This window comes from Embleya sp. NPDC005575, assembly GCF_040605455.1.
Taxonomy (GTDB): Bacteria; Actinomycetota; Actinomycetes; order Streptomycetales; family Streptomycetaceae; genus Embleya.
This window is the reverse complement of the sequence record NZ_JBEXCV010000144.1, coordinates 1-22,450: the sequence shown is the minus strand read 5'-3', so window position 1 is coordinate 22,450 and position 22,450 is coordinate 1. Positions and strand designations below refer to the sequence as shown.

Genomic DNA, 22,450 nt, shown 5'->3' with positions numbered 1-22,450 from the left:
GCCAGGGGGGGGCGGGCGCGGCCCCCCGGCCCCGCCCTCCCCATTGTCGCCTGCGGCGACCACTCGCGAACTCGTTACCAGCCCGGTTGGTCGAAGCCGATGCCGGGGGCTGTCGGGGCGTGGACGAGCCCGTCGGCGCCGACCGCGGGCTCGCGCTGTACGGGGTTGGTGTAGACCAGGGATTCGTAGTAGGTGGTGTTGGGGATCGCCATGCACAGGTGGGCGTTGACCACGCCGGTGCCGTGTACTTCGGCTCGCAGTTGGTAGCTGTCGGCCAGGTGGGCGATGCGCAGGGCCCCGGTGATTCCGCCCTTGTACTGCGCGCTCGTCCTGACCCGGCCGGCCGCGCCGGCCGCGATGAAGTCGCCGACGTTCATGTGTGCGCCGTCGGAGGTCTCCGCGACCAGCAGCGGGACCTCGACCTGCTCGGCCAGCCGGCGGTAGGCGGTCACGCTGAACTCGCGCATCGGCTCCTCGTACCACAGATAGCCGGCCTCGGACAGCACGTGACCGAGTCGGATCGAGTCGGCGAGGTCGAAGCCGGCCGAACCGTCGTACATCAGTGGGACGTCGTCGCCGACGTGCGCCCGCAGTTTCCGGCACAGGTCCGCGTCCGCCTTCGGGTCGCCCCAGGCGTGCAACTTGATGCCGACGTAGCCCAGTTCCAGGCACTGGGTGGCGACGTCGAGGTACTCCTCGACGCTGCCGAAGGTGACCGTGCTCGCGTAGGCGGGGATGGCCTCGCGGTAGGTACCGAGCAGTCGGTGGACGGGTTGCCCGGTTGCCTTGCCGGCCAGGTCCCACAACGCCACGTCGACCAGGCCGAGGGCGTAGATCGGAAGCTCTTCGATGCGGTCCAGTTCCCACAGCCGTTCCCACAGCAGTTCGCGCATCATTGGATCGCGACCGATGAGGTCCTCGCGGATGCGACGGGCGACCAGGTCGGCGACGATTACTCCGCGCCTCGTGTGGGCCTCGCCCAGCAAACCCTCGTCGGTGTGGACGCGCAGAATTCCGCCCACAACCGCCGGCTCCGATCCCGGCAGCCCGGCGCGCCAGCGGAAGGGCGGCTGAGCGGGCAGATCGACCAATTCCACAGTCACATCGATGATTCGCATGGATGTCCTTCACGGCTAGAGGCCCGGGGATCCGGAGTGGATGTCGTCGCCGGGCCGGAGTCTCGCCCGGACGGGCAGGGTCGAGGACGCATAGGGCAGCGACCTCGTACCGGGGCGCGGAGACGTGCTCCGAGGGGGAAACGACACCCCCTCGCTTGCTCCCCGAGGCTGTCCGTCGTCACATTCCGGCCTGGCGGCCATCATATGTCTCGGATATATGATGTGACACTGAATCAGTAAATCACATCAAAAATCTCGACGCCAGGTTCGATAACTCCGGACTGTTCCCCGTCTCGGCCGGTTCTTCCGCCTCGACGTCGGCGGCGGGGAGGCGTTCAGGCGACTGGCGCCGCCCCCTCCCACCTGCGACGGGGGTCGACTCTGCCGCCCTTGGGAACAACGGCACGGTTCGGTTTCCTGGATCCGGCATGTATGCGATCCATCTCGCGCCATGCCTTGCGCTCATGACCGCTCAGTCGATCCTGCCCACCAGAAAAGTTCTCCATGCACGTACGCGACCCGCGCGAGGCCACCGCGGAGCCGGACCGGATGCTCGCCCAACGCGCCTCGGTGAACGTTTACATGGGGTACGGCAGCACGAAGTTCGGCCGGCCAAAGGGTGCCATCGTGGTGAGACCGACCACCGGCCCACGTCACGAGCTGCGGCTACGACGCGCCGGCCGGCGAGGCGTGGGAGAGCCGACCGAGAAGTTCCACGCTTGCGCGAGGTGACCGAGCGGCACTGCGGCTCGACGATCGGGTACGAGACGCCCGCCTGACCCACCCGGGATCGCTCCGCAGACCGGTGGGCCGTAAGGCGCGGTGGCGCTGCGCAACCGGCCGAACACCCAAGCACGCGTGCCTGCTCAGGGGCGACGGTCGCCGCTCGGTACGACGCGGCTCCAGATCTCCTGTTGGAATTGCCGGGCGGTCATGTCGATGTGCTCGGCCATCAGCGTTTCGGCGCGGCCGGGTTCTCCGCCGGCGATGGCTTCCGCGATGGCCTCGTGCTGCTCGGCGGCCACTTGCAGGGATCCGCCGGCGACACCGGCCAGTCCGATGGCCATGACCTGCTGCTGAAGACGTCGCATCGCGTCGACGGTGGAGACGAAGAACATGTTGGCGGCAGCGGCCGCGATGCCGGTGTGGAAGGCGTCGTCGGCGCGGCTGAAAGCATCGATGTCACCCTGCTGTGCCGCATGGGCGGACCGCCGTGCGGCTTCGCGTATCGCTTTGACCTGTGCGGGAGCGGCTCGCTGCGCGGCCAGATTCGCGGCGGTGGTCTCCAGATGGCGGCGGAACTCGAAGAGTTCGTCGACCTGCCGAAGGTCTGCGGGCAGGAAGTTGGCGAGCGACTGTTGCCAGGAGGATTGTTCGGGCTCGGCCACATAGATGCCGCGGCCCTTTTGCACGGACAGCCGCCCCAGGGCCGAGAGGATCTTCACCGCCTCCCGCACCACGGTCCGGCTCATCTGCACCTCGTCGGCCAGGTCCTTCTCCGTGGGCAGCCGGTCACCGGGCTGAAGTCCCGCCTGGACGACGTATTCGAGGATCAGTTCGGCTGCGACCTCGTAGCCGGGGCGGTAACCCCGCGCCGTGCCCGTCGCCTGCGTGGGCGCGGAGATCTTCTCTGAGTGGGTCAACGACTCTCTCTCGCTTCCCTCTTGAGGCCGCTGGTCTGCCGACCACACCTCGATGCCGACTTATGTTTAGCAAACATCATACGCTCCGTAATCAGTGAATCACATTCAAATCCTTGACGCCAGGATCGGGCAGCCCGAAGGCCCCCTCGTTCCGATCGCACCGCACCACCCGACCGTGACCACGCGGTACCGCTCTCGTCCAGCCGCGACGTCGCTCCTGGGCCGCCTCTGGACAACCACCTCGAACCCTCGCAGCTTGCGCATGAGGGCCCGAAAAGCCGGCACGGTTCCACCCTGAGGGTTCAATATGTATCTGATTTATTGCCCTTCCATCGTAGCGCGGATGGGATGTCTCCATGTACATTCGGCATAGCAGCAGGGCATCTCCCAGTCCGGCTTGCCCATGAGGTCTGCGACAGGGACCAACAACCAAGCCTCGCGGCGCGGTGGCGAGCCATCGCCTCCGCTCGGCATCGCCCTGCCGCCAATGGCCCCTCTCGCCAGGTTGCAAGGCGGCCCTTCTCCGGTTATTCGATGCCGAGCGCCGGGTCGCCCATAGCCCCTCTTGGCCGGCGGCAACCGCGACTCCCCGAATCCCTCGAAAGGACAGCGCGTTGGACGACATCAGGCTCGGCGTCATCGGATTGGGCAGTCGCAGTGATTTGGTCGAGTTGGCTCATCGGCCCGGCTCGGGTTCGCTGGTGGCCGCGGCCTGCGACCGTGATCCGCAGATGCTCGTGGCCGCCGAGGAACGTTTCGGCGCCGGGGTGAGGACTTCTCCGGATCACCACGAGTTGCTCGATGCCGAGCTGGACGGCGTGTTCATACTGTCGCCCGATCACACGCACGAGCGGATCGGTCTGGACTTCCTCGCGGCGGGTGTCCCGGTGTTCCTGGACAAGCCGATGGCGATCACCACCGAGGGCTGCGATCGGCTGCTGGCGGCGGCCCGCGAGCACCGGACCCCGTTGTATGTCGGTCACAACATGCGGCACATGCCGGTCGTGGTGGCCATGCGCGAGTTGATCGCCGGCGGGGCCGTCGGCGAGGTAAAGGCCGTCTGGTGTCGCCACTTCGTGGGCAACGGTGGGGACTGGTACTTCAAGGACTGGCACGCCGACCGACGCAATACCACCGGTCTGCTGCTGCAGAAGGGGGCCCACGATCTCGACGTCATCCACTGGCTGACCGGCGGTTACACCCGGCGGGTGAACGCCATGGGCGCGTTGACGGTCTACGGCGGCATCACCTCGCGCCGCGACCGCCGCGGGGAGCGGATGACCGAGTGGCTTTCGATGGAGAACTGGCCGCCGCTGAGCCAGACCGGCCTCCACCCGGTGGTGGATGTGGAAGACCTGAGCATGATGCAGATGCAGTTGGACAACGGCGTTTTCGCGAGCTACCAGCAGTGCCACTACACGCCGGACACCTGGCGCAACTACACCGTGATCGGCACCGAGGGGCGGCTGGAGAACTTCGGCGACACCGAGGGGGCGGAGGTGCGGGTGTGGAACCGACGCTCCGAGTACCGCGCCGAAGCGGATGTGGTGGTGCGCGTCCACACCCCGCCCGGCACACACGGCGGCGCCGATCCGATGCTGGTCGAGGAGTTCCTGGGGTTCGTACGCAAGGGCGGGGCCACCGTCACCTCACCGGTGGCGGCCCGCGAGGCGGTGGCCGCCGGCTACGCGGCCACCATGTCGCTACGGGACGGAGGAAGGGCCATCGACGTCGATCCCGTGGACCCGGGAGTGGCCGCGTACTTCGCAGACGGTCAGATCTGAGCCCGCCACCAGGGCATTGGTGACCCTGCCGTCGGTGCGTGTTCGGCGCACCCGCAGGCCGAGCGAGCACATGGGAAGCAAGCTCGCTCCGGCCCGAAAGGCCCCCGGGCAGGAGCGAAGGGCGGTTCCGAGTCGGTCGCCGTGCCGAACCAGGATCGGGACCCAGCGGGAAAGGTGTGTCGCCGAGGCCGGGGGCGGATCGCATCGCATCCCATGCGGCCGAACAGGCGTCCACGGTGGACATGCCGCGGAGGTTGAGCGCTCGTACCCTGAAGTGGATGCCCGCGGACGTTCATGTCCACAGGGAGTCGGCTCGCCCGGTCCACAGCGCTCGAAGTTCCTCCGGCAGCCGGTGGAGTGGCGGGAGGTTTCCCATGAGCAGGCGCTGGACCGCGCGTCTGGCCCTGGCGGCGGGCGCGGCGGCGCTTGTGGTGCTGGTGGTCTTCGGCGGGCTCGCAAGCCTCGTGCTCATGGGGGTGGGCTGGGCAGGACTGGCGCTCACGGCGGCCGGCGCGTGGTGGATGCTCAGCCACACCGGCTGGATCAGGATGTCGGCCGCGCTGCTGGTGGTTGGCGCACCGCTCGGTGTCCTGCTTGTGTACACGGCTGCCGGGCTGCTGTGGGTCGTGCCGGTCTCGGTCGGCCTCTGGGCGCTGGCCGTCTCCGCAGGCAGGGCCGCACTTGTCGAAGACACCTCGCCCGGCATGTCGGAGCGCTCGGTCAGCCGGGCCGAGCGACCGTTCCTGATCATGAATCCGCTGTCGGGCGGCGGAAAGGTCGAGAAGTTCCACCTGGCGGAGCGAGCCAGAGCTCTTGGTGCCGAGGTCGTCGTGCTGGATCCGGCCCGGCGGCAGGATGTGGCCGAGCTGGCGCGGCGGGCCGTCCAGGGTGGAGCCGACCTGCTCGGCGTCGCGGGTGGTGACGGTACGCAGGCATCGGTCGCCGCTGTGGCTGCAGAGCACGACATTCCCTTCATGGTGATCAGCGCCGGCACCCGCAACCACTTCGCGATGGATCTGGGCCTGGACCGGCAGGACCCCTCCGGCTGTCTGGAGGCACTGACCGACGGCGTCGAACTGCGCATCGACCTCGGCTACCTCCACGCGGGAGAGCCCGCGGGCCGGAGCGCGGAACAAGTCTTCATCAACAACGCCTCGTTCGGCGTGTACGCGGAAGTCGTGCAGAGTCCCGCCTATCGCGACGACAAGGTCCGCACGATCCTGGAGATGCTGCCGGATCTGCTGACTCACCACAGCGGCGCGCGGCTGAGTGCCCGTGCCGGTTCGCGGACCATGGACGGTCCTCAGGCCGTACTGGTGAGCAACAACCCCTATGAGAGGGGCGATTCGGCGGGACTGGGGCGCCGACAGCGACTGGACTCCGGCAAGTTGGGGGTGCTTTGTGTCGGCGTCGAAAATGCCGCCGAAGCGTCGGAACTCCTGCTGCGTGGTGAGCGGAGCCGCGGGCTGACCGCGGCCACCGCCCGAGAGGTCGTCGTCGACGCCGACGCTCCCCTCATCCCGGTCGGTGTCGATGGCGAGGCCCTGACGTTGCCCACCCCGGTGCACTGTCGCCTCGCGGCCGGCGCTCTGCGCGTGCGTGTGCCCCGGCACCGCCCCGGCGTGCCGCACGGCGCCCCGCCGATGGACTGGCGACGTGTGCGGCGTCTGGCGCTGACGATGGGGCGGGTCGCGGCAGGGCGCGGTGCGGCCTGAGTCGACGGCTCGTGTGGGTTCGGCGGACGTACGGCGTGCGGTACGGGCGAGGCGATGCCCGGGCCTGCTGTCCGGACCACCGGATTTCTCGCCCCCCGGAGGCCGCTCACTGTTCGTTGGCAGGCGGAGGCGCAGCGGCGTCGGGATCGGGCCGGGCAGGCCGGTCGAGGGAGGTGAGGGGCGTCCACTCCGCTCCGGTGCGCAGGCGGAAGGCGGCGACGGCGGCCTCCACGGTGGGGAAGAAGTGCCGGGGGTCGATGGTGCGGGTGAGCCCGTACCGTTCGATCTTGCGTCGCACGGGGTCTTTGAGCTCGGCGAACACGAGATGTACGTGGTCTGCGTTGAGCGTCTCGTCGAGTTCCTCCAGGATGTCGGCCGCGGTGGTGTCCACGTCCGTCATCGCCTCCGCCGCGACCACGATCCAGCTCGCCCGCGGGTCCGCGCCGGCCAGTCGCCTGATCTCGTCGCGGAAGGCCTTGGCGTTGGCGAAGATGAGCGGGGCGTCGAAACGGTAGATCACCAGGCCGGGCAGCTGCCGGGCCTGCGGGTAGGAGCGGACGTCGTGGTAGCCCTCCAGGTCCTGCACCCGCCCCAGGACGGTGTTGTACGGCCACCAGGTGCGTCGGAAGACGTTGAGGACGGACAGGGCCACGGCGATGGCGATCCCGGGCAACACGCCGAGTACGGCCACGCCGACGAAGGCCGCGAAGCACAGCATGAACTCCGTCCGACGCTGCCGCCACAGCCGTACTGCCCCCGGGACGTCGGCCAGGGAGAGTGACGCGGTGATGACCACGGCGGCAAGGGCCGGTTGGGGGAGGTTGCGGAACAGGCCCGGAGCCAGCACGAGCATGAGGACGATGAGCGCCGCTCCGACGACCCCGGTGAGCTGACTTCTGGCCCCGGCGCGCTCCGCCACCGCCGTACGGGATCCGCTCGTGCTGACCGGGAAGCCCTGGAAGAGACCGGCCGCCAGGTTCGCGACACCGACTCCCGCCATCTCCTGGTTGCCGCGCACCTCCTGTCCGGTGCGGGCCGCGAAGGCGGACGCGTTGGAGATCGTGTCGGCCAGGGACACCAGGGCGATGCCCAGCGCACCGCCGAACAGCGGTGCGAGGTCGGCGAGTCGCACCGTGGGCATGGTGAACGGCGGGAAGCCCTCCGGGAGTTCTCCGACCAGGCCGACGCCGTGCTCGCCCAGGTCGAAGACGGTGGCCGCGGCGATCGCCAGGACCACCATCACGAGCACCGCGGGGACCTTCGGCAGGAAGCGCTGCAGCACCAGGATCAGGACGATCCCGCAGCCACCGACTGCTGCGGCGGCCGGCACCACCGCCCCGTCGGCCAATTGCCGAACAAGGCCGACACACTCGCCGATCAGGTTGTCCGCCTCGATCTTGAACCCGAGCAGCTTGGGCAACTGACCGATCAGAATGGTCAGGGCCAGGCCGTTCATGTAGCCGATCATCGTGGGTTTGGAGATCAGATCGGCGATGAAGCCGAGTTTCGCCACCGAGGCCAGGATCATGATGGCCGCCACCATGAGCGCGAGTGTCGAGGCCAGAGCGATCGCCCGCTCGGGATCCCCGTCGGCCGCCACCAGGGGCAGCACGGTGGCGGCGATCATCGGGCCCAGCGAGGAGTCCGGGCCCAGCACCAGGATCCGGGACGGCCCGCACACCGCGTATCCGAGCAGGCAGAGGATCGTCGTGTACAGGCCGGTGATCGGCGGCAGGCCCGCCAGTTCGGCGTACGCCATGCCCTGTGGCACCAGCAGCGTGGTCAAAACGATTCCCGCGACAAGGTCCTTGACCAGCCACTCGCGCCGGTAGGACGACACCGCACGGATCCCGGGAACAGCACGCAACCGGGAGAGCAGTCCGTTGATCGTGTGCCGGGTGGTCACAGACCGTCCTTCCGTCCTGCGCTGCTGCTCCCGGTCCTGCCCGACCGCTGTCGACGCATCAGGCGCCTCTCGACCGGCGGGCCAGGAGCTTACCCAGTCTCGTCCGACATCACTGTCAGTCCTTCGTTGGTCCGGGGTGAGCACGACGCGTCCGGGGCCGGGGCGGTGACGGATTGATCCTCACCGCTTCCGAAGCCGTCGGAGCCTCCACCGGCCTCCACCACTCGCGCGGACGGCTGCGTCCGACCCTGGGTCGGCCGCGGCCGACTTGCCGTCGATGGTCTGACCCGGATCGGCGCGGCAGGCGGCAGCGAGCACCTTCCGGGACCGGCGTTCGACCAGGATCGGGACGTAGGTTTTGATCCTGGCCTGCTGGAACGAGTCGTACGCGGTCCTGACCGTCGCCTCGACCGTGACCGCGTCGACCGAGGGGTACGCAGTCCTGAGCCGCGCCACCATGTCGCGGACGGACACCGGTTCGTCATGCGAGCCGGATGACGGGAGGTTCGGCGGGGTTGCGGGGTCGGCGCGCTCCACCGGCCCGTGGTAGCGACTCGAGCCCTCGACGGGAAGGCATGCGCGGGTCGGAGGAGTCCGCTCGTCGGTCGTCATGGCCACACCAATTCCCATATCCCACATTTTCGCGATCTGTCCCACGATTTCGAGACCGCAGAACCACACACGTCCCGCCACCGCCGCGACAGGATTCCTTGCGATCATTGTCTGCTCGCCTGGACAAGGTCGCCCCCCGAGGCCGGGGCGGGAGCCGTCAAGGATCATTGCCGGCCCAGCTCGTCATTCCGGATCCGGACAGCGAGGTCGGGCTGTGCGGCGTGCGGTGCACGACCGGTGGTGCACGAGCGGTGGCAAGTGCAATGGCGACCGCCGGCCCGCCCGAAGCCGACACGTCGCGAGGTTCGCGTTACCGGTGCGGATTCGGTTCTTCCACCGCGACTCAGTCGGATGCGACCAGCCGGTATCCGACCCCGCGCACGGTCTCGATCACGGGCCGGCGGCCCGATACGTTCGACGGTCCGGCCGAGCTCGCACCCGTGTCGCGACCCTCGCGGCCGATCTTGCGCCTGAGGTAGCCGACGTACACCTCGACCACGTTCGCGGGCCCCTCGTAGTGCGCGTCCCACACGTTCGCCAGGATCTCGGTCTTCGACACCGCGTCGCCCGCACGACGCATCAGGAACTCCAGCAGCGCGAACTCGCGTGGGGTCAGCCGTGTTTCCTCGCCGTCGATCTCGACGCGGCGGCGCGCGGGATCCAGGGTCAGGCCGCCCACTTCGAGCACCGCCGGCCGTACCGGCGCCCCCCGGCGCACCAGTGCGCGCAGACGCGCGATGAGGACCACGAAGCTGAACGGCTTGGTGAGGTAGTCGTCCGCGCCCAGATCGAACGCGTCCGCCTGGTCGTACTCGCCGTCCTTCGCGGTCAGCATCAACACCGGAGTCCACACGCCCGTCTCGCGCAGCCGTTCGCACACCCGGTAGCCGCTCATGCCCGGCAACATGATGTCGAGCACGATCACGTCGTAGGTGTTCTCGGTCGCGGCCCACAGGCCGTCCGGGCCGGTGTGGACCACCTCGACGTTGAAGCCCGCGTCGACCAGCCCCTGCCGCACGGTCTCGGCCAACCGGACCTCGTCCTCCACCAGCAGTACCCGCATTCGACACCTCCGCCGCCCGCGCACCGGCCGCCGGAACCGCCGACCGTGCAGCCAGCACACCACCCCGAACCCAAGAAGACACTGAGACACGGCAACGCGAGGCCGCCGCCCTGCCACACAGTGCTCGCGGTGTTCGTTCGGGGAGTCGAGTTCCCTTCAGGCACCCCATGGTGGGCTCGCGGCGTCCATCCGCGAGATACCACCGTGCGCGACCGGCCGTCGTCCTCAGCGGATTCTCAGCACCTGCCCGGCACGCTCGGGTGGACAACGCGGAGCCGTGCGGTTCCGGGCGTCCGCACCGGCATCGGCCGGTGGGATCCCCGGCGGGTGCGGCGTGGACGCGAGATCACCGGAGGGAGAGGAGGTGCGCGTGGTGACGTTCGCTGCTTCCGGCCTGGCTGTGAATGTGCTGGACGCGAGCTCGTTGTTGGCGTCGTTCGGCGCGCTGGGCATCGCTGTGGTGCTGTTCGTCGAGACGGGCCTGCTGGTGGGGTTCTTCCTGCCGGGAGACTCGCTGCTGTTCACCGCCGGCCTACTGGCCGCGCCGGGGAGGTCGGGCGCCGTGCACCTGACGCTGTGGCAGGTGCTCCTCGCGTCGGCGATAGGTGCCCTGGCCGGCGCCCAGGCCGGATATGTCCTCGGACGTCGCGGCGGACGCGCGCTGCTTGGCCGATCCACGAATCCGCGCCTGCACGACGGCGTCGCCCGGGCCGAGGAACTGATGGGCCGGTACGGGCACGCGAAGGCCGTGGTACTCGCCCGCTTCGTGCCGGTGGTCCGCACCGTGCTCAACCCGCTGGCCGGTGTCCTGGGCGTCCCCGCACGCACGTTCACCCTCTGGCAGGTGCTCGGCGGGCTGGTGTGGTCGATCGGCCTGGTGCTCGCCGGCTACGGCCTGGGGTCGTCGATCCCCAGCGTCGACCGGTACCTCCTGCCCGTGATCGCCGGCGTGGTGGCGCTCTCGCTGACTCCGCTGATGCTCGAATGGCGTCGTGCGCGCCGGCGCCGGGACCAGACTCCCGCCGCAGCTGCCCGCGGCGGGACCCACGCACGCGTCGCCCCGCCCCCGAACGCGGCGCGCTCACACGAGGACGGCCCTGCCGTGGGAACGGGGGACCAGGCATGAGTGACCTCGCGTTCTCGGGCGCCTCCGTGGACGGATCGCTGTACGAGCGCGTGACCGAACTCGCCCGTGAGTCGCCGCCGTTCCTCAACCGGGTAGTAGCCGACTGGTCGACGTACGGCCTGGCGCTGTTCGCGGCGCTGATGCTCGTCGTGTGGTGGACCGCCCGCGGCCGCGACGCCGAGGTGATGGCTCGTGCCCTGGCCGCGCCCGCGATCGTGGGCCTGGTGTACCTACTGGACACCGCATTCAAGTCGGCGTTCGCGGAACGCCGCCCGTGCCAAACGTTGACCGGGTCCTTCACGCTCGAGGCGTGCCCGGGCCCGCACGACTGGTCGTTCCCGAGCAACCACGCGACCGTGGCCGCGGCCGCCGCGACGGTGCTGTGGCTGGTGGACCGGCGAGTCGGCGCGCTCGCCGCCGTCGCCGCACTCGCGATGGCGGCCTCGCGCGTGTGGGTGGGCGTGCACTACCCGCACGACGCGGCCGTCGGCCTGCTGATCGGGGTCCTGTTGGCATGGCCCCTGACCCGGGCGGCCGGTCGCGCCGCACCGCAGATCGACCGGCTCAGAGGCACACGATGGCGGGCATGCGTGGCGACCCGGTGAAAGCCCCGGCCCTCCGTCGCCGGTCCCCGGGCGCCCTGCCACCCGGGCGCATCACCCGACCGCCCGAGCCGGCGACACGCGATCCGAGGAAGCGCAGGGCACCAAGACCGGGCGACGGCGAACTACAGTGACCGACATGTGGGCCCGGCTCGGCGCATGGTACCGACGGCACGCCGGGGTGCGGCTGCGATCCGCGCTCGCCGCCGCAGCGGTCGTCGCGGTCGTGATCGCCGTCGCCGCGGCCGCGTTCCTGTACCTCTACCACCGCTCCCTGCTCGACTCCCTCGACGCCGACGCCCGCCGCCGCGCCGACGCGGTCGCCGCCGAACCGACCGGCACCGACCCGACGCGCCGGGCGTCCGGGGTGATCCCACCCGAACGCGGCGACCTGACACCCGTCCAGATCCTCGGCCCGGACGGCGCCGTGGTCGCCTCCTCGCCCTCGGTGCGCGGCCTGCCACCCCTGACACCACTGCGCCCCCAACCCGGCCGGACGCAACGCGAAAACCGCCGCCTGGTCCCCGGCCAGAGCGACACCTACCGCGTCGCCGCGCTGGGGGTGGCACGCGCCGACGGCACCTACACCGTCGTGGTCGGCGAGTCCCGCGAGGCGATCGACGACAGCGTCGAGGACGCCGGCGCGCTCCTGCTGCTCGGCTGCCCGTTCCTGATCGCCGTGGTGGCGACGGCCACATACCTGTTCGTCGGACGTTCCCTCGCCCCCGTGGAGGCCATGCGCCGCAAGGTGTCGGTGGTCACCGCCGACCGGCTCGGCGAACGCGTCCCGGTGCCCGAGGCCCGCGACGAGGTCGCCAACCTCGCCGAAACCATGAATGCGATGCTCGACCGCCTGCAGACCCAGGTCGACGCTCGGCGCCGCTTCGTCGCCGACGCCGGCCACGAACTGCGCAGCCCCATCACCACGCTCCGCGGCGGCCTCGAAGTCCTCGCGGCGCGGCCGCTCGCCGCCCGCGACTCCGACATGGTCGGTCTGCTCAGCGCCGAGGTCGGCCGCCTCGACCATCTCGTCGACGGGCTCCTGTGGCTGGCCCGCGCCGACGAACACGGCCTGCACACGCGCCACACCGACGTCGACCTGGACGACCTCGTCGACACCGAACGCCGCCGCCTGGCCGCCCGACACCCCGCACTGCGGATCACCGCCGACATGGCCCCGACCCGGGTGTACGGCGACGCCGGGCAACTCGCCCAGGTCCTGCGCAACCTCGCCGACAACGCGGCGACCCACGCCTCGTCCGCGGTACGCCTGGCGGTCGCCCCGTCAGCCGACGGACACACGGCCGTGCTCGACGTGGCCGACGACGGCCTCGGCGTGCCCCCCGCCGAACGCGACCGCATCTTCGGCCGGTTCGTACGCCTGGACCCCAGCCGCGACCGCGACTCCGGCGGCGTGGGCCTGGGGCTCGCTATCGTGCACCAGCTCGTGGCCGCCCACCACGGGACCGTGGACGTGGGTGAAGTCCCGGGCGGAGGGGCGTTGTTCCGGGTCGTACTGCCCTCGGAACCGAACCACCCCCCAAGCTCGCCGCACGACACCACCGGCGACAGCTGACCCCACGTCGGGCCTTCGCCGGTGGAGCGCCGACCTCCCGGCCGAGTCGACGGGGCCGGTCACCGACGGAGCGAAGCGTGGGAAGGAGGGCCCCGCTGGGTGCGGCGGCCCGGGACGGCCGGCCCGGCGTGGCGGCGCCGCGTCACTCACTGATCCACACGATCGAGGGCCCGGAACAGTCGGCGTCGCCGCGGACACGGTGCATCTCACCTGTACCCCGACGTGACGCGCCCCGGCGGTCGCCCGCCGGCGCGGTCGAGCACAGGGGCGCCGGTGGCGAACACCGCGCGGTTGCACATGAGTTGCTCCTTTGAACGTGTGCCGGCGGAAATCGCCACTTGTTCAGTGTTGAACAATCGCCGCGGCGCCGTGATCGCACGGCGAGGGGGGAGCGGGCCGTGAATCGGAACACGACACACGTCATCCTTGCCCCATCGACACCTCGCCCTTGCCGCGCCCTCGCGCATCCCCAGCCAGGCAGCCACCACACCCCCGCCGCCGCCCCACCGCCGGCGCCTGCCGCTTCCAGCGCGGTGCGTGACGTGCCCGAGCAACGTCGGACGCCGGCCCGGGATATGGGCGGCGGAACACGCCGACGCGTTCCGTGCGACGGCGCGAGGCTGAACGCTCTCGTGATGGTGATGTGGCGCTCTCGGGCATGCGAGAGCACGCCCTCGGTGGAGCAATCTTCCCCATTCCTGACGATAGCTTCCGTCAAGGGTTGGCGTTGCGGGCGCGCATGCCTAACGTAAGAGGCGAAACATGAGCCCAACTCACATATAAGAACTGGGTGATGATCATGGTTCAACCTCTGCGCCGCAGACTCGGATCCCTCACGGCGGTGTCACTGCTCCTCACCGTGATGGCCCTGGTACTCGGTCCGATGCCCAACTCCGCAGCGGAGCCCGGCTGGTGGACCCCGGCCGCGCGGCCCACGCCCGACTCGCAGATCAACGTCACGGGCGAGCCCTTCAAGGGCACCGATGCCCAGGGACGCGTAAGGGGCTTCGTCGACGCCCACGACCACATCATGGCCAACGAGGGCTTCGGCGGCCGGCTCATCTGCGGCAAGTCGTTCTCGGAGCAGGGCGTCGCCGACGCGCTGAAGGACTGCCCCGAGCACTACCCCGACGGCACGCTCGCCATCTTCGACTTCATCACCAAGGGCGGCGACGGCAAACACGACCCCAACGGGTGGCCGACCTTCAAGGACTGGCCCGCCCACGACTCGCTGACCCACCAGCAGAACTACTACGCCTGGATAGAGCGGGCCTGGCGCGGCGGCCAGAGGGTCCTCGTCAACGACTTGGTCACCAACGGCGTGATCTGCTCGGTCTACTTCTTCAAGGACCGCAGCTGCGACGAGATGACCGCCATCCGTCTCGAGGCACAGAAGTCGTACGACATGCAGGCCTTCATCGACAACATGTACGGCGGTCCGGGGAAGGGCTGGTTCCGCATCGTCACCGACAGCGCGCAGGCCCGCGAGGTCATCAAGCAGGGCAAGCTGGCCGTCGTCCTGGGCGTCGAGACCTCCGAGCCCTTCGGCTGCAAGCAGATCCTGGACGTCGCGCAGTGCAGCAAGGCGGACATCGACCGCGGCCTGGACGAGCTGTACAAGCTGGGCGTGCGCAGCATGTTCCTGTGCCACAAGTTCGACAACGCGCTCTGCGGGGTCCGCTTCGACCAGGGCACCCTCGGCACCGCGATCAACGTCGGCCAGTTCCTGTCGACCGGCACCTTCTGGCAGACGGAGACCTGCCGCGGCCCGCAGCAGGACAACCCGATCGGCAACGCGGCGTCGGCGGCGGAGAAGCAGCTGCCGGCGGGGGTGGCCGTCCCCTCGTATGCCTCGGGCGCGCAGTGCAACACCCGCGGGCTGACCGACCTGGGTGAGTACGCGGTGCGCGGCATGATGAAGCGCAAGATGATGCTGGAGATAGACCATATGAGCGTCAAGGCCGCGGGTCAGGCCTTCGACATCCTCGAATCCGAGTCGTACCCGGGCATCATCTCCTCGCACAGCTGGATGGACCTGGGCTGGACCGAGCGGCTCTACAAGCTCGGCGGGTTCGTCAGCCAGTACATGAGCGGATCGGAGGCGTTCAGCGCGGAGGCCAAGCGCACGGACGCGCTGCGCGAGAAGTACGGGGTCGGCTACGGCTATGGCACCGACATGAACGGCGTCGGCGGCTGGCCGGGCCCGCGGGGCGGGGACACCCCGAACCCGGTGAAGTACCCGTTCCGCAGCACGGACGGCGGCTCGGTGATCGACAAGCAGACCACCGGCGAGCGTACGTGGGATTTCAACACCGATGGCGCGGCGCACTACGGCATGGTCCCGGACTGGATCGAGGACATCCGGATCGTCGGCGGCCAGGAAGTGGTGGACGACCTCTTCGCGGGCGCCGAGTCCTACCTCCGCACTTGGGGGAACTCCGAACGGCACAAGTCCGGAGTGAACCTGGCCTCGGGCGCGGCCGCCTCGGCGTCCACGTCGCAATGGTGGAACCCGTTCGTCAGCTTCGCGCCCGGCCGGGCCGTGGACGGCGACAAGGGCACCCGCTGGGCCAGCGAGTGGAACAACGACCAGTGGCTGCGGATCGACCTCGGATCCACGAACCTGATCAAGCGCGTCACCCTCGACTGGGAGGCGGCGTACGGGAAGTCGTACCGCGTCGAGCTGTCGGCCGACGGCACGAACTGGCAGACGGCCTGGTCCACGACCGCTGGTGACGGCGGCTTGGACACGGCGCGGTTCGCCGGAACTTTGGCGCGCTACGTCCGGATCCAAGGGCTGGAGCGCGGCACCGAGTGGGGCTACTCACTCCAAGAGGTCGGCGTCTACAGCGACTGACGGCACCGGTGCGCTCGTCGACCGGGCTGTCCATCACCGCAGAGTGACCCATGCGGGCTGCCGACCCCGATCGGGGTCGGCAGCCCGCATGGGGGAGCGACGGCAGCTTGCATGGGTGTGGCGAGCGGGGTTGCGTCGGTCGGGTCGGCAGCGACGCGGCGGCCATGTTCTTGCTAATCTTGCATACAAGTCGACCAGCATGCAAGGATGGTCTCGTGAGCAGCGAACGAATTCCCCCGGCGACCGCGGGTGCCTTGGCCTCGGTGGGCCGGTCCCGGCCGCGTCAGCGTACTTCGGACCGCGTCTACGAGGAACTCGCTTCGGCGATCCGCGATGTGCGGCTCCCGCCCGGCGCGTCACTGTCCGAGACCGACCTGGCCGAGCAGTTGCACGTCAGCCGCACCCCGCTGCGTGAGGCGATCGCCCGCCTGGTCGAGGCCGGACTCGTCTCCGTTGTCCCCCAGGTCGGGACGCGGGTCGAGCTGATCCGTCTGCACGACGTCGAGCAGGCGCGCTTCGTGCGAGAGAACCTCGAGTCGGCGGCGTTCGCGACGGCCTGCGAGAAGCCCGAGCGTGACGTCAGCGGCTTGCGTGCGCTCCTGGCCGAGCAGCGGCGGTACTTCGAGGACCACGACGTCGACGGCTTCTTCGCCGCAGACGAGGCTCTGCACGCCCGGATCTTCGACATCAGCGGATATCCGGGGGCCTGGCAGGTCATGCAGCCGATGAAGATGCACCTGGATCGACTGCGGCGATTGTCACTGCCCGACCCCGACACCGTATTGGGCCTGATCGATGAGCACACGGCCATCGTCGACGCGCTGGAGGCCGGCGACGTCCTCGGCGGGCGAGCCCACATCCGCCGGCATGCACGGCGGGTGCTCGACAACGGCCCCGCCCTACAGGCGCAATACCCCAGCTATTTCACCGAATGACGCTCGCGCGGGCGGCGGCCACATCCCCGCCTCGCCCGTGCCACGACGAACAGGTCGTCGCCGACAAGCTCGACGCGCTCACCGAGTACGGCGGTGGCTTCCTGCCAGCCCTCCCAGTCGTCCTCGGCGAGGGCGTCCTCGACCGAGATCACGGCGTAGTGGTCGCACCACCGGGCGATCTCGGCGATCAAACCTGTTGCCGTCAATTCCCGCTGCTCGCGGGCCAATCGGTAGCGGCCGTCGTGGAAGAACTGCGTGGCGGCCACATCGATCGCGATCGCGACGTCCGTTCCGGGCTCGAAGCCGGCTGCTCGGATCGCCCGGGTGAGCAGGTCGAGCGCGGCACGGTTGGTTGCCAGAGGAAGGCCCAGCCCGCCCTCGTCGGCCACGAGCACCGCCTGGGCGTGGCCACCTGCCAGCGCCAGTCGGGTGGCCGCTTCGCGGACGGCAACCGCCCATTCGACGGCCTGGGCGAAGCTCGTCGCACCTACCGGGACGACCAGGAAGTCCTGGACGTCGAGCATCCGGCCGGCGTGGGCTCCGCCGGAGAGGATGTTGACCATGGGCATGGGCAGCAGCAAAGGCCCGGCGTCGGCGGCCAGATAGCGGGCGAGCGAGGTGCCATCGGCGGCGGCGCGCTGGGCGGCGAGGGATACGGACAGGACGGCGTTGGCCCCCACGACGCTGAAGGAGGGGGACCGATCGGCCGCACGCAGTGCCGCGTCCACCTGAGCGGGCGTCAGGCCCGTCACCAGCGGCGCGAGCGTGTCGATGACGTGCCCGACGGCCGTGCGGACGCCGCGTCCGCCGTATCGGTCACCGCCGTCCCGCAATTCCAGCGCCTCGTGGGAGCCCGCCGAGGCGCCGGAGGGCACCAGGGCGACCCCTTGGGCGCCGCCCTCCAGGGCGACTCGCGTGGCGACCGTGGGCCGCCCGCGAGAATCGAGGGCCTCCCAGGAGTCCACCTTCGTGATCAGCATCTGCTCTCCATGATCTTTGCCCAGACCTCCTCGATCGCCGGGTCGTCCGCCCGAAGCAGGTCGATAGCCAGGGCTCGTACCGCCGCGGCGGTCGCCGGGCGGAGGTATCCGGCGGGCGACAGGCCATCGACCCGGGCGAGCAGCAGGCAGGCGGTGTGCCAGCCGGTCCGCTCCACCGGTGGCCGCCGCCCGTCGATCAGTCCAGGCACGGTGTCCGGGTCAGGCAGGCGGAGCCGACGCAGTCGGTCTCGGGCACAGCGGCTCGCGGGGGAGCCGGAACTCGCGGATGGCCGACGCGAGTTCCGCGTAGACGAGGTCGGACATCCGTTGCCGGACGTGATTCCTGCTCATGGACGCGAGGGCCTGCACTCCAAGGGTTCGATCTGGTTTCACATTGATATCCTTGCATACTGGCGTTCTTGTATGCAAGATCTGCGATGCTCTGACGCAACCCCTCTGCTCGCCGTCCCCTCGGTCGTCGTCTGTGCCCGGGAGTCGGGCGCATGGGGTCGACCACAGGGGTTCCGGGCCCGACGATGTCCTGATCCGCCGGTCACGGGTTTGACCTTGACACGGTGACAAGGTGTCCACTGGGCGCAGGAGGTGGTTGCGATCAACGCGACAAGCGGAGCCCCGCAGGACAGCCGCGTTGCCGACGCCCTGGGTGCCGAGGACTCGTCGGTTCGGCTTCAGGCGGCCTTGGCGGTCGGTTCGAACCCCGACCCCGGCCTCTTGGAGACGCTCGTCGAGCGGTGCGCGGTCGAGCCGGATTTCTTCGTGCGAGACATGCTGTCCTGGGCATTGACCCGTCTCTCGCCGGAGATCACCCTGCCCCGGCTTCGCCGGGAACTCGACTCCGAACGCATCCAGGCCCGCTGTCAGGCGTTGCACACGCTCTCCAAGATCGGCGAGCGCAGTGCATGGGCCTGGATCACGCGGGACATGTTGAGCGACGCCGACGACGAGATCGCGCGGACCGCGTGGCGCGTCGCGGTCGCCCTCGTGCCCGAGCACGAGGAGAAGGACTTGGTCGACGAACTGGTCGGGCAGCTCGGCCGCGGCGACCGAAATGTGCGGCTGAGCCTGAGCCGGGCCCTCGTCGACCTCGGCGAGGTGATCGGGCCCGCCCTGGAGCGGGCCGCGACGAACCCCGACTCGGCGGTGGCCGCGCACGCCCGTGCCACGGAGCTGCTCCTGCAGGACCCGGAGGCCGGTTTCGACGTGGCCGTCCACGACGCGAGGCGAGTCGTCACACTCGGCCCGGAACGAGCCGCTGCCGCTGCTGCGGCGTCGGGAGCCGCGGAGACCGCGGAGCCTGCGGAGTCCACCGAGTCGGCTGAGGCTGCGGAGGCTGGGGATTGTTGATCGGCGATGTGGCCCGCCATTCGGGGGTGAGCACCCGGATGCTCCGGTACTACGACGCCCTCGGGCTGGTGCGACCGACCGGACGCACCGTCGGTGGCTACCGCGAGTACTCCGCCGAGGACGTCCGCAGGATCTTCCACGTGGAGAGCCTGCGGTCCCTCGGGCTCCCGCTCAAGCAGATCGGGCGCGCGCTGGAGGACCCGGCCTTCACGCCGTCCGCCCTGGTCGGCGACCTCATCCGGCGGACGCAAGAGCGCTTGGAGCGGGAACAGGAGATGCTCAAGCGGCTTCGCGCGATCGATGCGTCGGCGCCCACCGGCTGGCAGGGCGTCCTACGCATCGTCGAACTCATGCAGGGGCTCGACTCGACCAGCGCCGCGCGCAGGCAGCAGGCCGTCCTGGCCCGGCCGGAGGGCGGGTCGGTTCCCGCCGAGCTGCTGGCCGGAGCGCTCTTGGCCGAATCCGACCCCAACGTCGCGGGCGCCCTGTGCTGGGCGCTCGCCCGATCGGGCGGCGACGGCGTGGCGACGCTGGCCGCCGGCGCGCACTCGAAAGACGTCGACATCCGGCGGCGCGCGGTGTCGGCGATCGCCTCGATGTCCGAGGCTCCGGGCGCGGCCGCGGTGCTTGCGGACGCGCTCGGGGACCCGGACACGACGGTGCGCAGGCACGCCGCTCTGGCGTTGGGCAGGCGTGGCGTGACTGCGGCCGTGCCGACACTCGTCGGCATGGTGGTCGACGGCTGCAACGACGTCGACGCGGCGGAGGTCCTGGGAACGCTGTCCCGGAACTCCGGGTGCGCGGACCGGATCATGACCGCACTGGTCGACGAACTCGCCGCGCACACTGCCGACTCCGCGGTGCGGATTCGCCTGGCGCAGGCGCTGGCCGAGCTGTGCGGGACCACCGCGCAGGAGGTCCTGCGCCGACTGGCCCACGACGACGACCGCGCTGTCGCCATCGTCGCCTCGGCCTTCGTCGGAGTCTTCGAAGAGCGGTCCCCCGAAAGCCGAGGCGACGAGAATTCCTGAAGGCTGCCGGTACCCGCGCGTGCGTGACTCGCTACGGATGCATCTCCGCCCCCTTGAGGACCTTGTCGACCACGTTGCGCGGCCCGTGCACGGCCATGCCCACCAGGTCCAACTGCTCCCGCCGGACCCCCCGTACCGCCGCCCGGTTGTCCCGGTCGTTGCCGGTGGCGAAGAGGTCGGCGGTGAACACTGCCACCGGCAGGTCGCGGCCCACCGCCCGGGCGTGGGCCGAGGCGAGCAGTTCACCGCTGCCTTGGAAGACCAGTACCGGCTGCCGGAACATCGGCAGATAGGTGGTGTCGTCGGCATCGGCGTAGGGTTCGCCGATCACCTCGGGGATGCCCACATGACCGATCACAGGTACCCGATGCACACGCACGCCGCGTGGACGCTGCTGATCGTCGACGACGGGACCTGGACCGGCACGAGCACGGCGTGCTGCGGCGCGCGGTGAGCCTGCTGCCGCCGCACGTTCCGCACAACGGCAGCGCGGCCACCCCGACCGGGTTCCGCAAGCGGGTGCTCTATCTGGACTCCTCCCATGTGGCCGACGACCTGATAGGCCGGGCCGTGGACCATCCGGTGCTCGACGACGACCCACTGCGCGGGCGGGTGCATCGACTGCACACCTCGCTGCTGCGACCGGGCGAGGAACTGGAGGCGGAAAGCAGGCTCGCGTTCATCGCCGAGCGGTTGCGCGGGCACCTTCTGGGTCGAGTCGCCGCACCGGTCGTCGTGCGTGACGCCGGACTGGCCCACCGACTGCGCGATCTGCTCGACGTGCGTTTCGTCGAGGGCGTCACCCTCGGTGCGGCGTCCGAACTGCTGTATGCCCACCCGACCCATCTGGTCCGCGCCTTCGGTCGGGAGTTCGGCGTCGGCCCGCACCAGTACCTGACCGGACGCCGGGTCGACCTCGCCCGCGGGCTCCTGCTGGACGGCATGCCGCCGCACACCGTCGCGGTGACCGCCGGCTTCTACGACCAGTCGCATCTGAACCGCCATTTCAAACGTGCCCTCGGCATCAGCCCCGGCCGATTTGCCCGCACCGGGGCACACCTGGTGACCGCCGCTCGGCCGACCGAGCGGAGCACGGCGAGCACCGTGATCACGGCGAGCACGGCGATCGGTACCACCGCGCCGGCGCCGGGCGACATCGGCTGAGAGTCGGCCCGCGCTCGGTCCCGCGCGGTGCTGCGTTCGACGGCGCACGCGGCGCACCACGCTGCGATCGCCGACACCCCTACCGACCCGCTCCTGTGGGCCGAACACGCCGGCGTGCCCCGGCCGCGCACTCATCCGCCGGACCGGTCGACCATGTGGCGGGGGCGGCGATCCGAGGAGTTGCCTCGAACTCGAAGGCGAGGGGTGCGACAACAGGTCTACGCGGCGACGGGTTACCGGGCCGTCTCCCGAATTGGTTAACCGGAGCTAACGCGGGGTCGCGTATAACCGGTGGGGTTGGTTCGAAGTCTGCTAACCCGGACCATTCGCCTTTCGCCCCACACCCGTTCCCCCCGCCCCTTTCTCACCCTTCCCCCGGCCCGAAGCGGAGCGACGAGACATTGCGAGTCCTGGTGACCGAGGACGAGGAATTGCCGGCCGACCGGGTCGGTCGCCCGAGGGCTGCGCCGGGCGGCGATCGCCGTGGACGTCGCGTACGACGGCGACAGCGCGCTGGAGCGGCTCGCGGTCAACGACCACGACGTACCGTGTCCGGCTCGGGATTCCTGATATGAGCGACCTGGCCGCGAACGTGCGGCTGCTCTCCCGGGCGCTGTTTCGCCGGCCGTCGGCGCGGGCCCGACTCGCGCTGATGTACGGCGGCGTGTCGCTCGTGGTCGGCACGGTGTTGCTGGGCATCGTGTACTGGTTCGTCGACCAGCGACTGTCCCGGCAACTGCCGACGGCGATGGTCGACGCCTTCGCGGCGAACAGCACTTACCAATACGACCCGGCCCAAGAGGTCCAACCCGCCGTTCCCCCGCAGGGTATGCCAACCCAGGTCACGTCGATCCCCGCGGACGCGATCCTGCGGGCCGCCGACGCCGGCCAGGACGTGACGATGAGTCAACTGCTGACCGTGCTCATCGCGGCGCTGCTGCTGCTGGCCGCGACCTCGATCCTGGTCGGCTGG

The 22,450-nt window shown here is 70.0% G+C and carries 16 protein-coding genes and 4 pseudogenes; 12 read left to right on the top strand and 8 right to left on the bottom strand.

Annotation, left to right across the window (positions count from 1 at the left end):
• Positions 1–74: 74 nt before the first annotated feature.
• Together ABZS54_RS33650 and ABZS54_RS33645 are read right to left on the bottom strand one after the other, a co-directional pair.
• Positions 75–1,118, bottom strand: coding sequence for an enolase C-terminal domain-like protein (locus ABZS54_RS33650; RefSeq protein ID WP_355544844.1), 1,044 nt, complete (start codon positions 1,116–1,118; stop codon positions 75–77).
• Positions 1,119–1,984: 866 nt separating this feature from the next.
• The gene (locus ABZS54_RS33645; protein ID WP_355544841.1) at positions 1,985–2,761 is read right to left on the bottom strand and encodes an FCD domain-containing protein; all 777 of its coding nucleotides are present in this window, start codon (positions 2,759–2,761) and stop codon (positions 1,985–1,987) included.
• Between the two features lie 614 nt (positions 2,762–3,375).
• Here ABZS54_RS33645 and ABZS54_RS33640 point away from each other — a divergent pair.
• Together ABZS54_RS33640 and ABZS54_RS33635 are read left to right on the top strand one after the other, a co-directional pair.
• Entirely contained in the window at positions 3,376–4,545 is a 1,170-nt protein-coding gene (locus ABZS54_RS33640) for a Gfo/Idh/MocA family oxidoreductase (protein ID WP_355544838.1), read from the top strand.
• Positions 4,546–4,919: 374 nt separating this feature from the next.
• Complete coding sequence (locus ABZS54_RS33635) at positions 4,920–6,260, top strand: diacylglycerol kinase family protein (protein ID WP_355544853.1); 1,341 nt, start codon at positions 4,920–4,922, stop codon at positions 6,258–6,260.
• A gap of 106 nt (positions 6,261–6,366) precedes the next feature.
• Here the strand turns inward: ABZS54_RS33635 and sulP are convergent, their stop codons facing one another.
• The 3 genes from sulP to ABZS54_RS33620 all read right to left on the bottom strand — a co-directional run bounded on the left by sulP (position 6,367) and on the right by ABZS54_RS33620 (position 9,841).
• On the bottom strand, positions 6,367–8,166 hold the full coding sequence (gene sulP, locus ABZS54_RS33630) for a sulfate permease (protein WP_355544835.1): 1,800 nt from the start codon (positions 8,164–8,166) through the stop codon (positions 6,367–6,369).
• 180 nt (positions 8,167–8,346) lie between these two features.
• Positions 8,347–8,703: a three-helix bundle dimerization domain-containing protein gene (locus ABZS54_RS33625; protein ID WP_355544832.1), complete on the bottom strand. Its 357-nt coding sequence runs from the start codon at positions 8,701–8,703 to the stop codon at positions 8,347–8,349.
• Between the two features lie 418 nt (positions 8,704–9,121).
• Positions 9,122–9,841, bottom strand: a complete 720-nt coding sequence (locus ABZS54_RS33620; RefSeq protein WP_355544829.1) for a response regulator transcription factor — start codon at positions 9,839–9,841, stop codon at positions 9,122–9,124.
• A gap of 373 nt (positions 9,842–10,214) precedes the next feature.
• Between ABZS54_RS33620 and ABZS54_RS33615 the strand changes: the two genes are divergently transcribed.
• The 5 genes from ABZS54_RS33615 (at position 10,215) to ABZS54_RS33595 (ending at position 16,937) form a co-directional block, all read left to right on the top strand.
• Positions 10,215–10,967 (top strand): DedA family protein, encoded by a 753-nt coding sequence (locus ABZS54_RS33615; protein ID WP_355544850.1) that lies wholly within the window; start codon positions 10,215–10,217, stop codon positions 10,965–10,967.
• Entirely contained in the window at positions 10,964–11,572 is a 609-nt protein-coding gene (locus ABZS54_RS33610) for a phosphatase PAP2 family protein (RefSeq protein WP_355544826.1), read from the top strand. Before ABZS54_RS33615 ends, ABZS54_RS33610 begins: the two co-directional genes overlap by 4 nt.
• A 136-nt stretch (positions 11,573–11,708) precedes the next feature.
• Complete coding sequence (locus ABZS54_RS33605) at positions 11,709–13,145, top strand: HAMP domain-containing sensor histidine kinase (RefSeq protein WP_355544823.1); 1,437 nt, start codon at positions 11,709–11,711, stop codon at positions 13,143–13,145.
• Between the two features lie 793 nt (positions 13,146–13,938).
• Positions 13,939–16,002: a discoidin domain-containing protein gene (locus tag ABZS54_RS33600; protein WP_355544820.1), complete on the top strand. Its 2,064-nt coding sequence runs from the start codon at positions 13,939–13,941 to the stop codon at positions 16,000–16,002.
• Positions 16,003–16,217: 215 nt separating this feature from the next.
• Positions 16,218–16,937 carry a GntR family transcriptional regulator gene (locus ABZS54_RS33595; protein ID WP_355544817.1) on the top strand — a complete coding sequence of 240 codons (720 nt, stop codon included), beginning with the start codon at positions 16,218–16,220 and terminating at the stop codon, positions 16,935–16,937.
• Here the strand turns inward: ABZS54_RS33595 and eno are convergent.
• Together eno and ABZS54_RS33585 are read right to left on the bottom strand one after the other, a co-directional pair.
• A complete protein-coding gene (gene eno, locus ABZS54_RS33590) occupies positions 16,922–17,917 on the bottom strand; it encodes a phosphopyruvate hydratase (protein WP_355544814.1) in 996 nt (331 codons plus the stop codon). The two genes, ABZS54_RS33595 and eno, sit on opposite strands and share 16 nt — an antisense overlap.
• Positions 17,911–18,126, bottom strand: coding sequence for a hypothetical protein (locus ABZS54_RS33585; protein ID WP_355544811.1), 216 nt, complete (start codon positions 18,124–18,126; stop codon positions 17,911–17,913). Before ABZS54_RS33585 ends, eno begins: the two co-directional genes overlap by 7 nt.
• Positions 18,127–18,529: 403 nt before the next feature.
• Here ABZS54_RS33585 and ABZS54_RS33580 point away from each other — a divergent pair, with 403 nt between their 5' ends.
• The gene (locus ABZS54_RS33580; RefSeq protein WP_355544847.1) at positions 18,530–19,282 is read left to right on the top strand and encodes a HEAT repeat domain-containing protein; all 753 of its coding nucleotides are present in this window, start codon (positions 18,530–18,532) and stop codon (positions 19,280–19,282) included.
• On the top strand, positions 19,276–20,313 hold the full coding sequence (locus ABZS54_RS33575; RefSeq protein WP_355544808.1) for a HEAT repeat domain-containing protein: 1,038 nt from the start codon (positions 19,276–19,278) through the stop codon (positions 20,311–20,313). The genes ABZS54_RS33580 and ABZS54_RS33575 overlap by 7 nt, the downstream gene beginning before the upstream one ends.
• Before the next feature lie 31 nt (positions 20,314–20,344).
• Here ABZS54_RS33575 and ABZS54_RS33570 read toward each other — a convergent pair.
• Positions 20,345–20,653, bottom strand: a pseudogene (locus ABZS54_RS33570) (DUF2000 domain-containing protein); the annotation flags it as partial.
• Positions 20,654–20,659: 6 nt separating this feature from the next.
• On the opposite strand from ABZS54_RS33570, the pseudogene ABZS54_RS33565 reads away from it, so the two are divergent.
• The 3 pseudogenes from ABZS54_RS33565 to ABZS54_RS33555 form a co-directional block, all read left to right on the top strand.
• A pseudogene (locus tag ABZS54_RS33565) lies at positions 20,660–21,477 on the top strand (AraC family transcriptional regulator).
• A 401-nt stretch (positions 21,478–21,878) separates the two neighbouring features.
• Positions 21,879–22,023: pseudogene (locus ABZS54_RS33560) on the top strand (response regulator transcription factor); the annotation flags it as partial.
• 25 nt (positions 22,024–22,048) lie between these two features.
• Positions 22,049–22,450, top strand: a pseudogene (locus ABZS54_RS33555) (hypothetical protein); the annotation flags it as partial.

Excerpts from the sequence above, each read along its gene's own strand:
- eno (WP_355544814.1), bottom strand. The coding sequence starts at position 17,917 with ATGCTGATCACGAAGGTGGACTCCTGGGAGGCCCTCGATTCTCGCGGG.
- ABZS54_RS33635 (WP_355544853.1), top strand. The coding sequence starts at position 4,920 with ATGAGCAGGCGCTGGACCGCGCGTCTGGCCCTGGCGGCGGGCGCGGCG.
- ABZS54_RS33650 (WP_355544844.1), bottom strand. The coding sequence starts at position 1,118 with ATGCGAATCATCGATGTGACTGTGGAATTGGTCGATCTGCCCGCTCAG.
- ABZS54_RS33620 (WP_355544829.1), bottom strand. The coding sequence starts at position 9,841 with ATGCGGGTACTGCTGGTGGAGGACGAGGTCCGGTTGGCCGAGACCGTG.
- ABZS54_RS33600 (WP_355544820.1), top strand. The coding sequence starts at position 13,939 with ATGATCATGGTTCAACCTCTGCGCCGCAGACTCGGATCCCTCACGGCG.
- ABZS54_RS33610 (WP_355544826.1), top strand. The coding sequence starts at position 10,964 with ATGAGTGACCTCGCGTTCTCGGGCGCCTCCGTGGACGGATCGCTGTAC.
- ABZS54_RS33605 (WP_355544823.1), top strand. The coding sequence starts at position 11,709 with ATGTGGGCCCGGCTCGGCGCATGGTACCGACGGCACGCCGGGGTGCGG.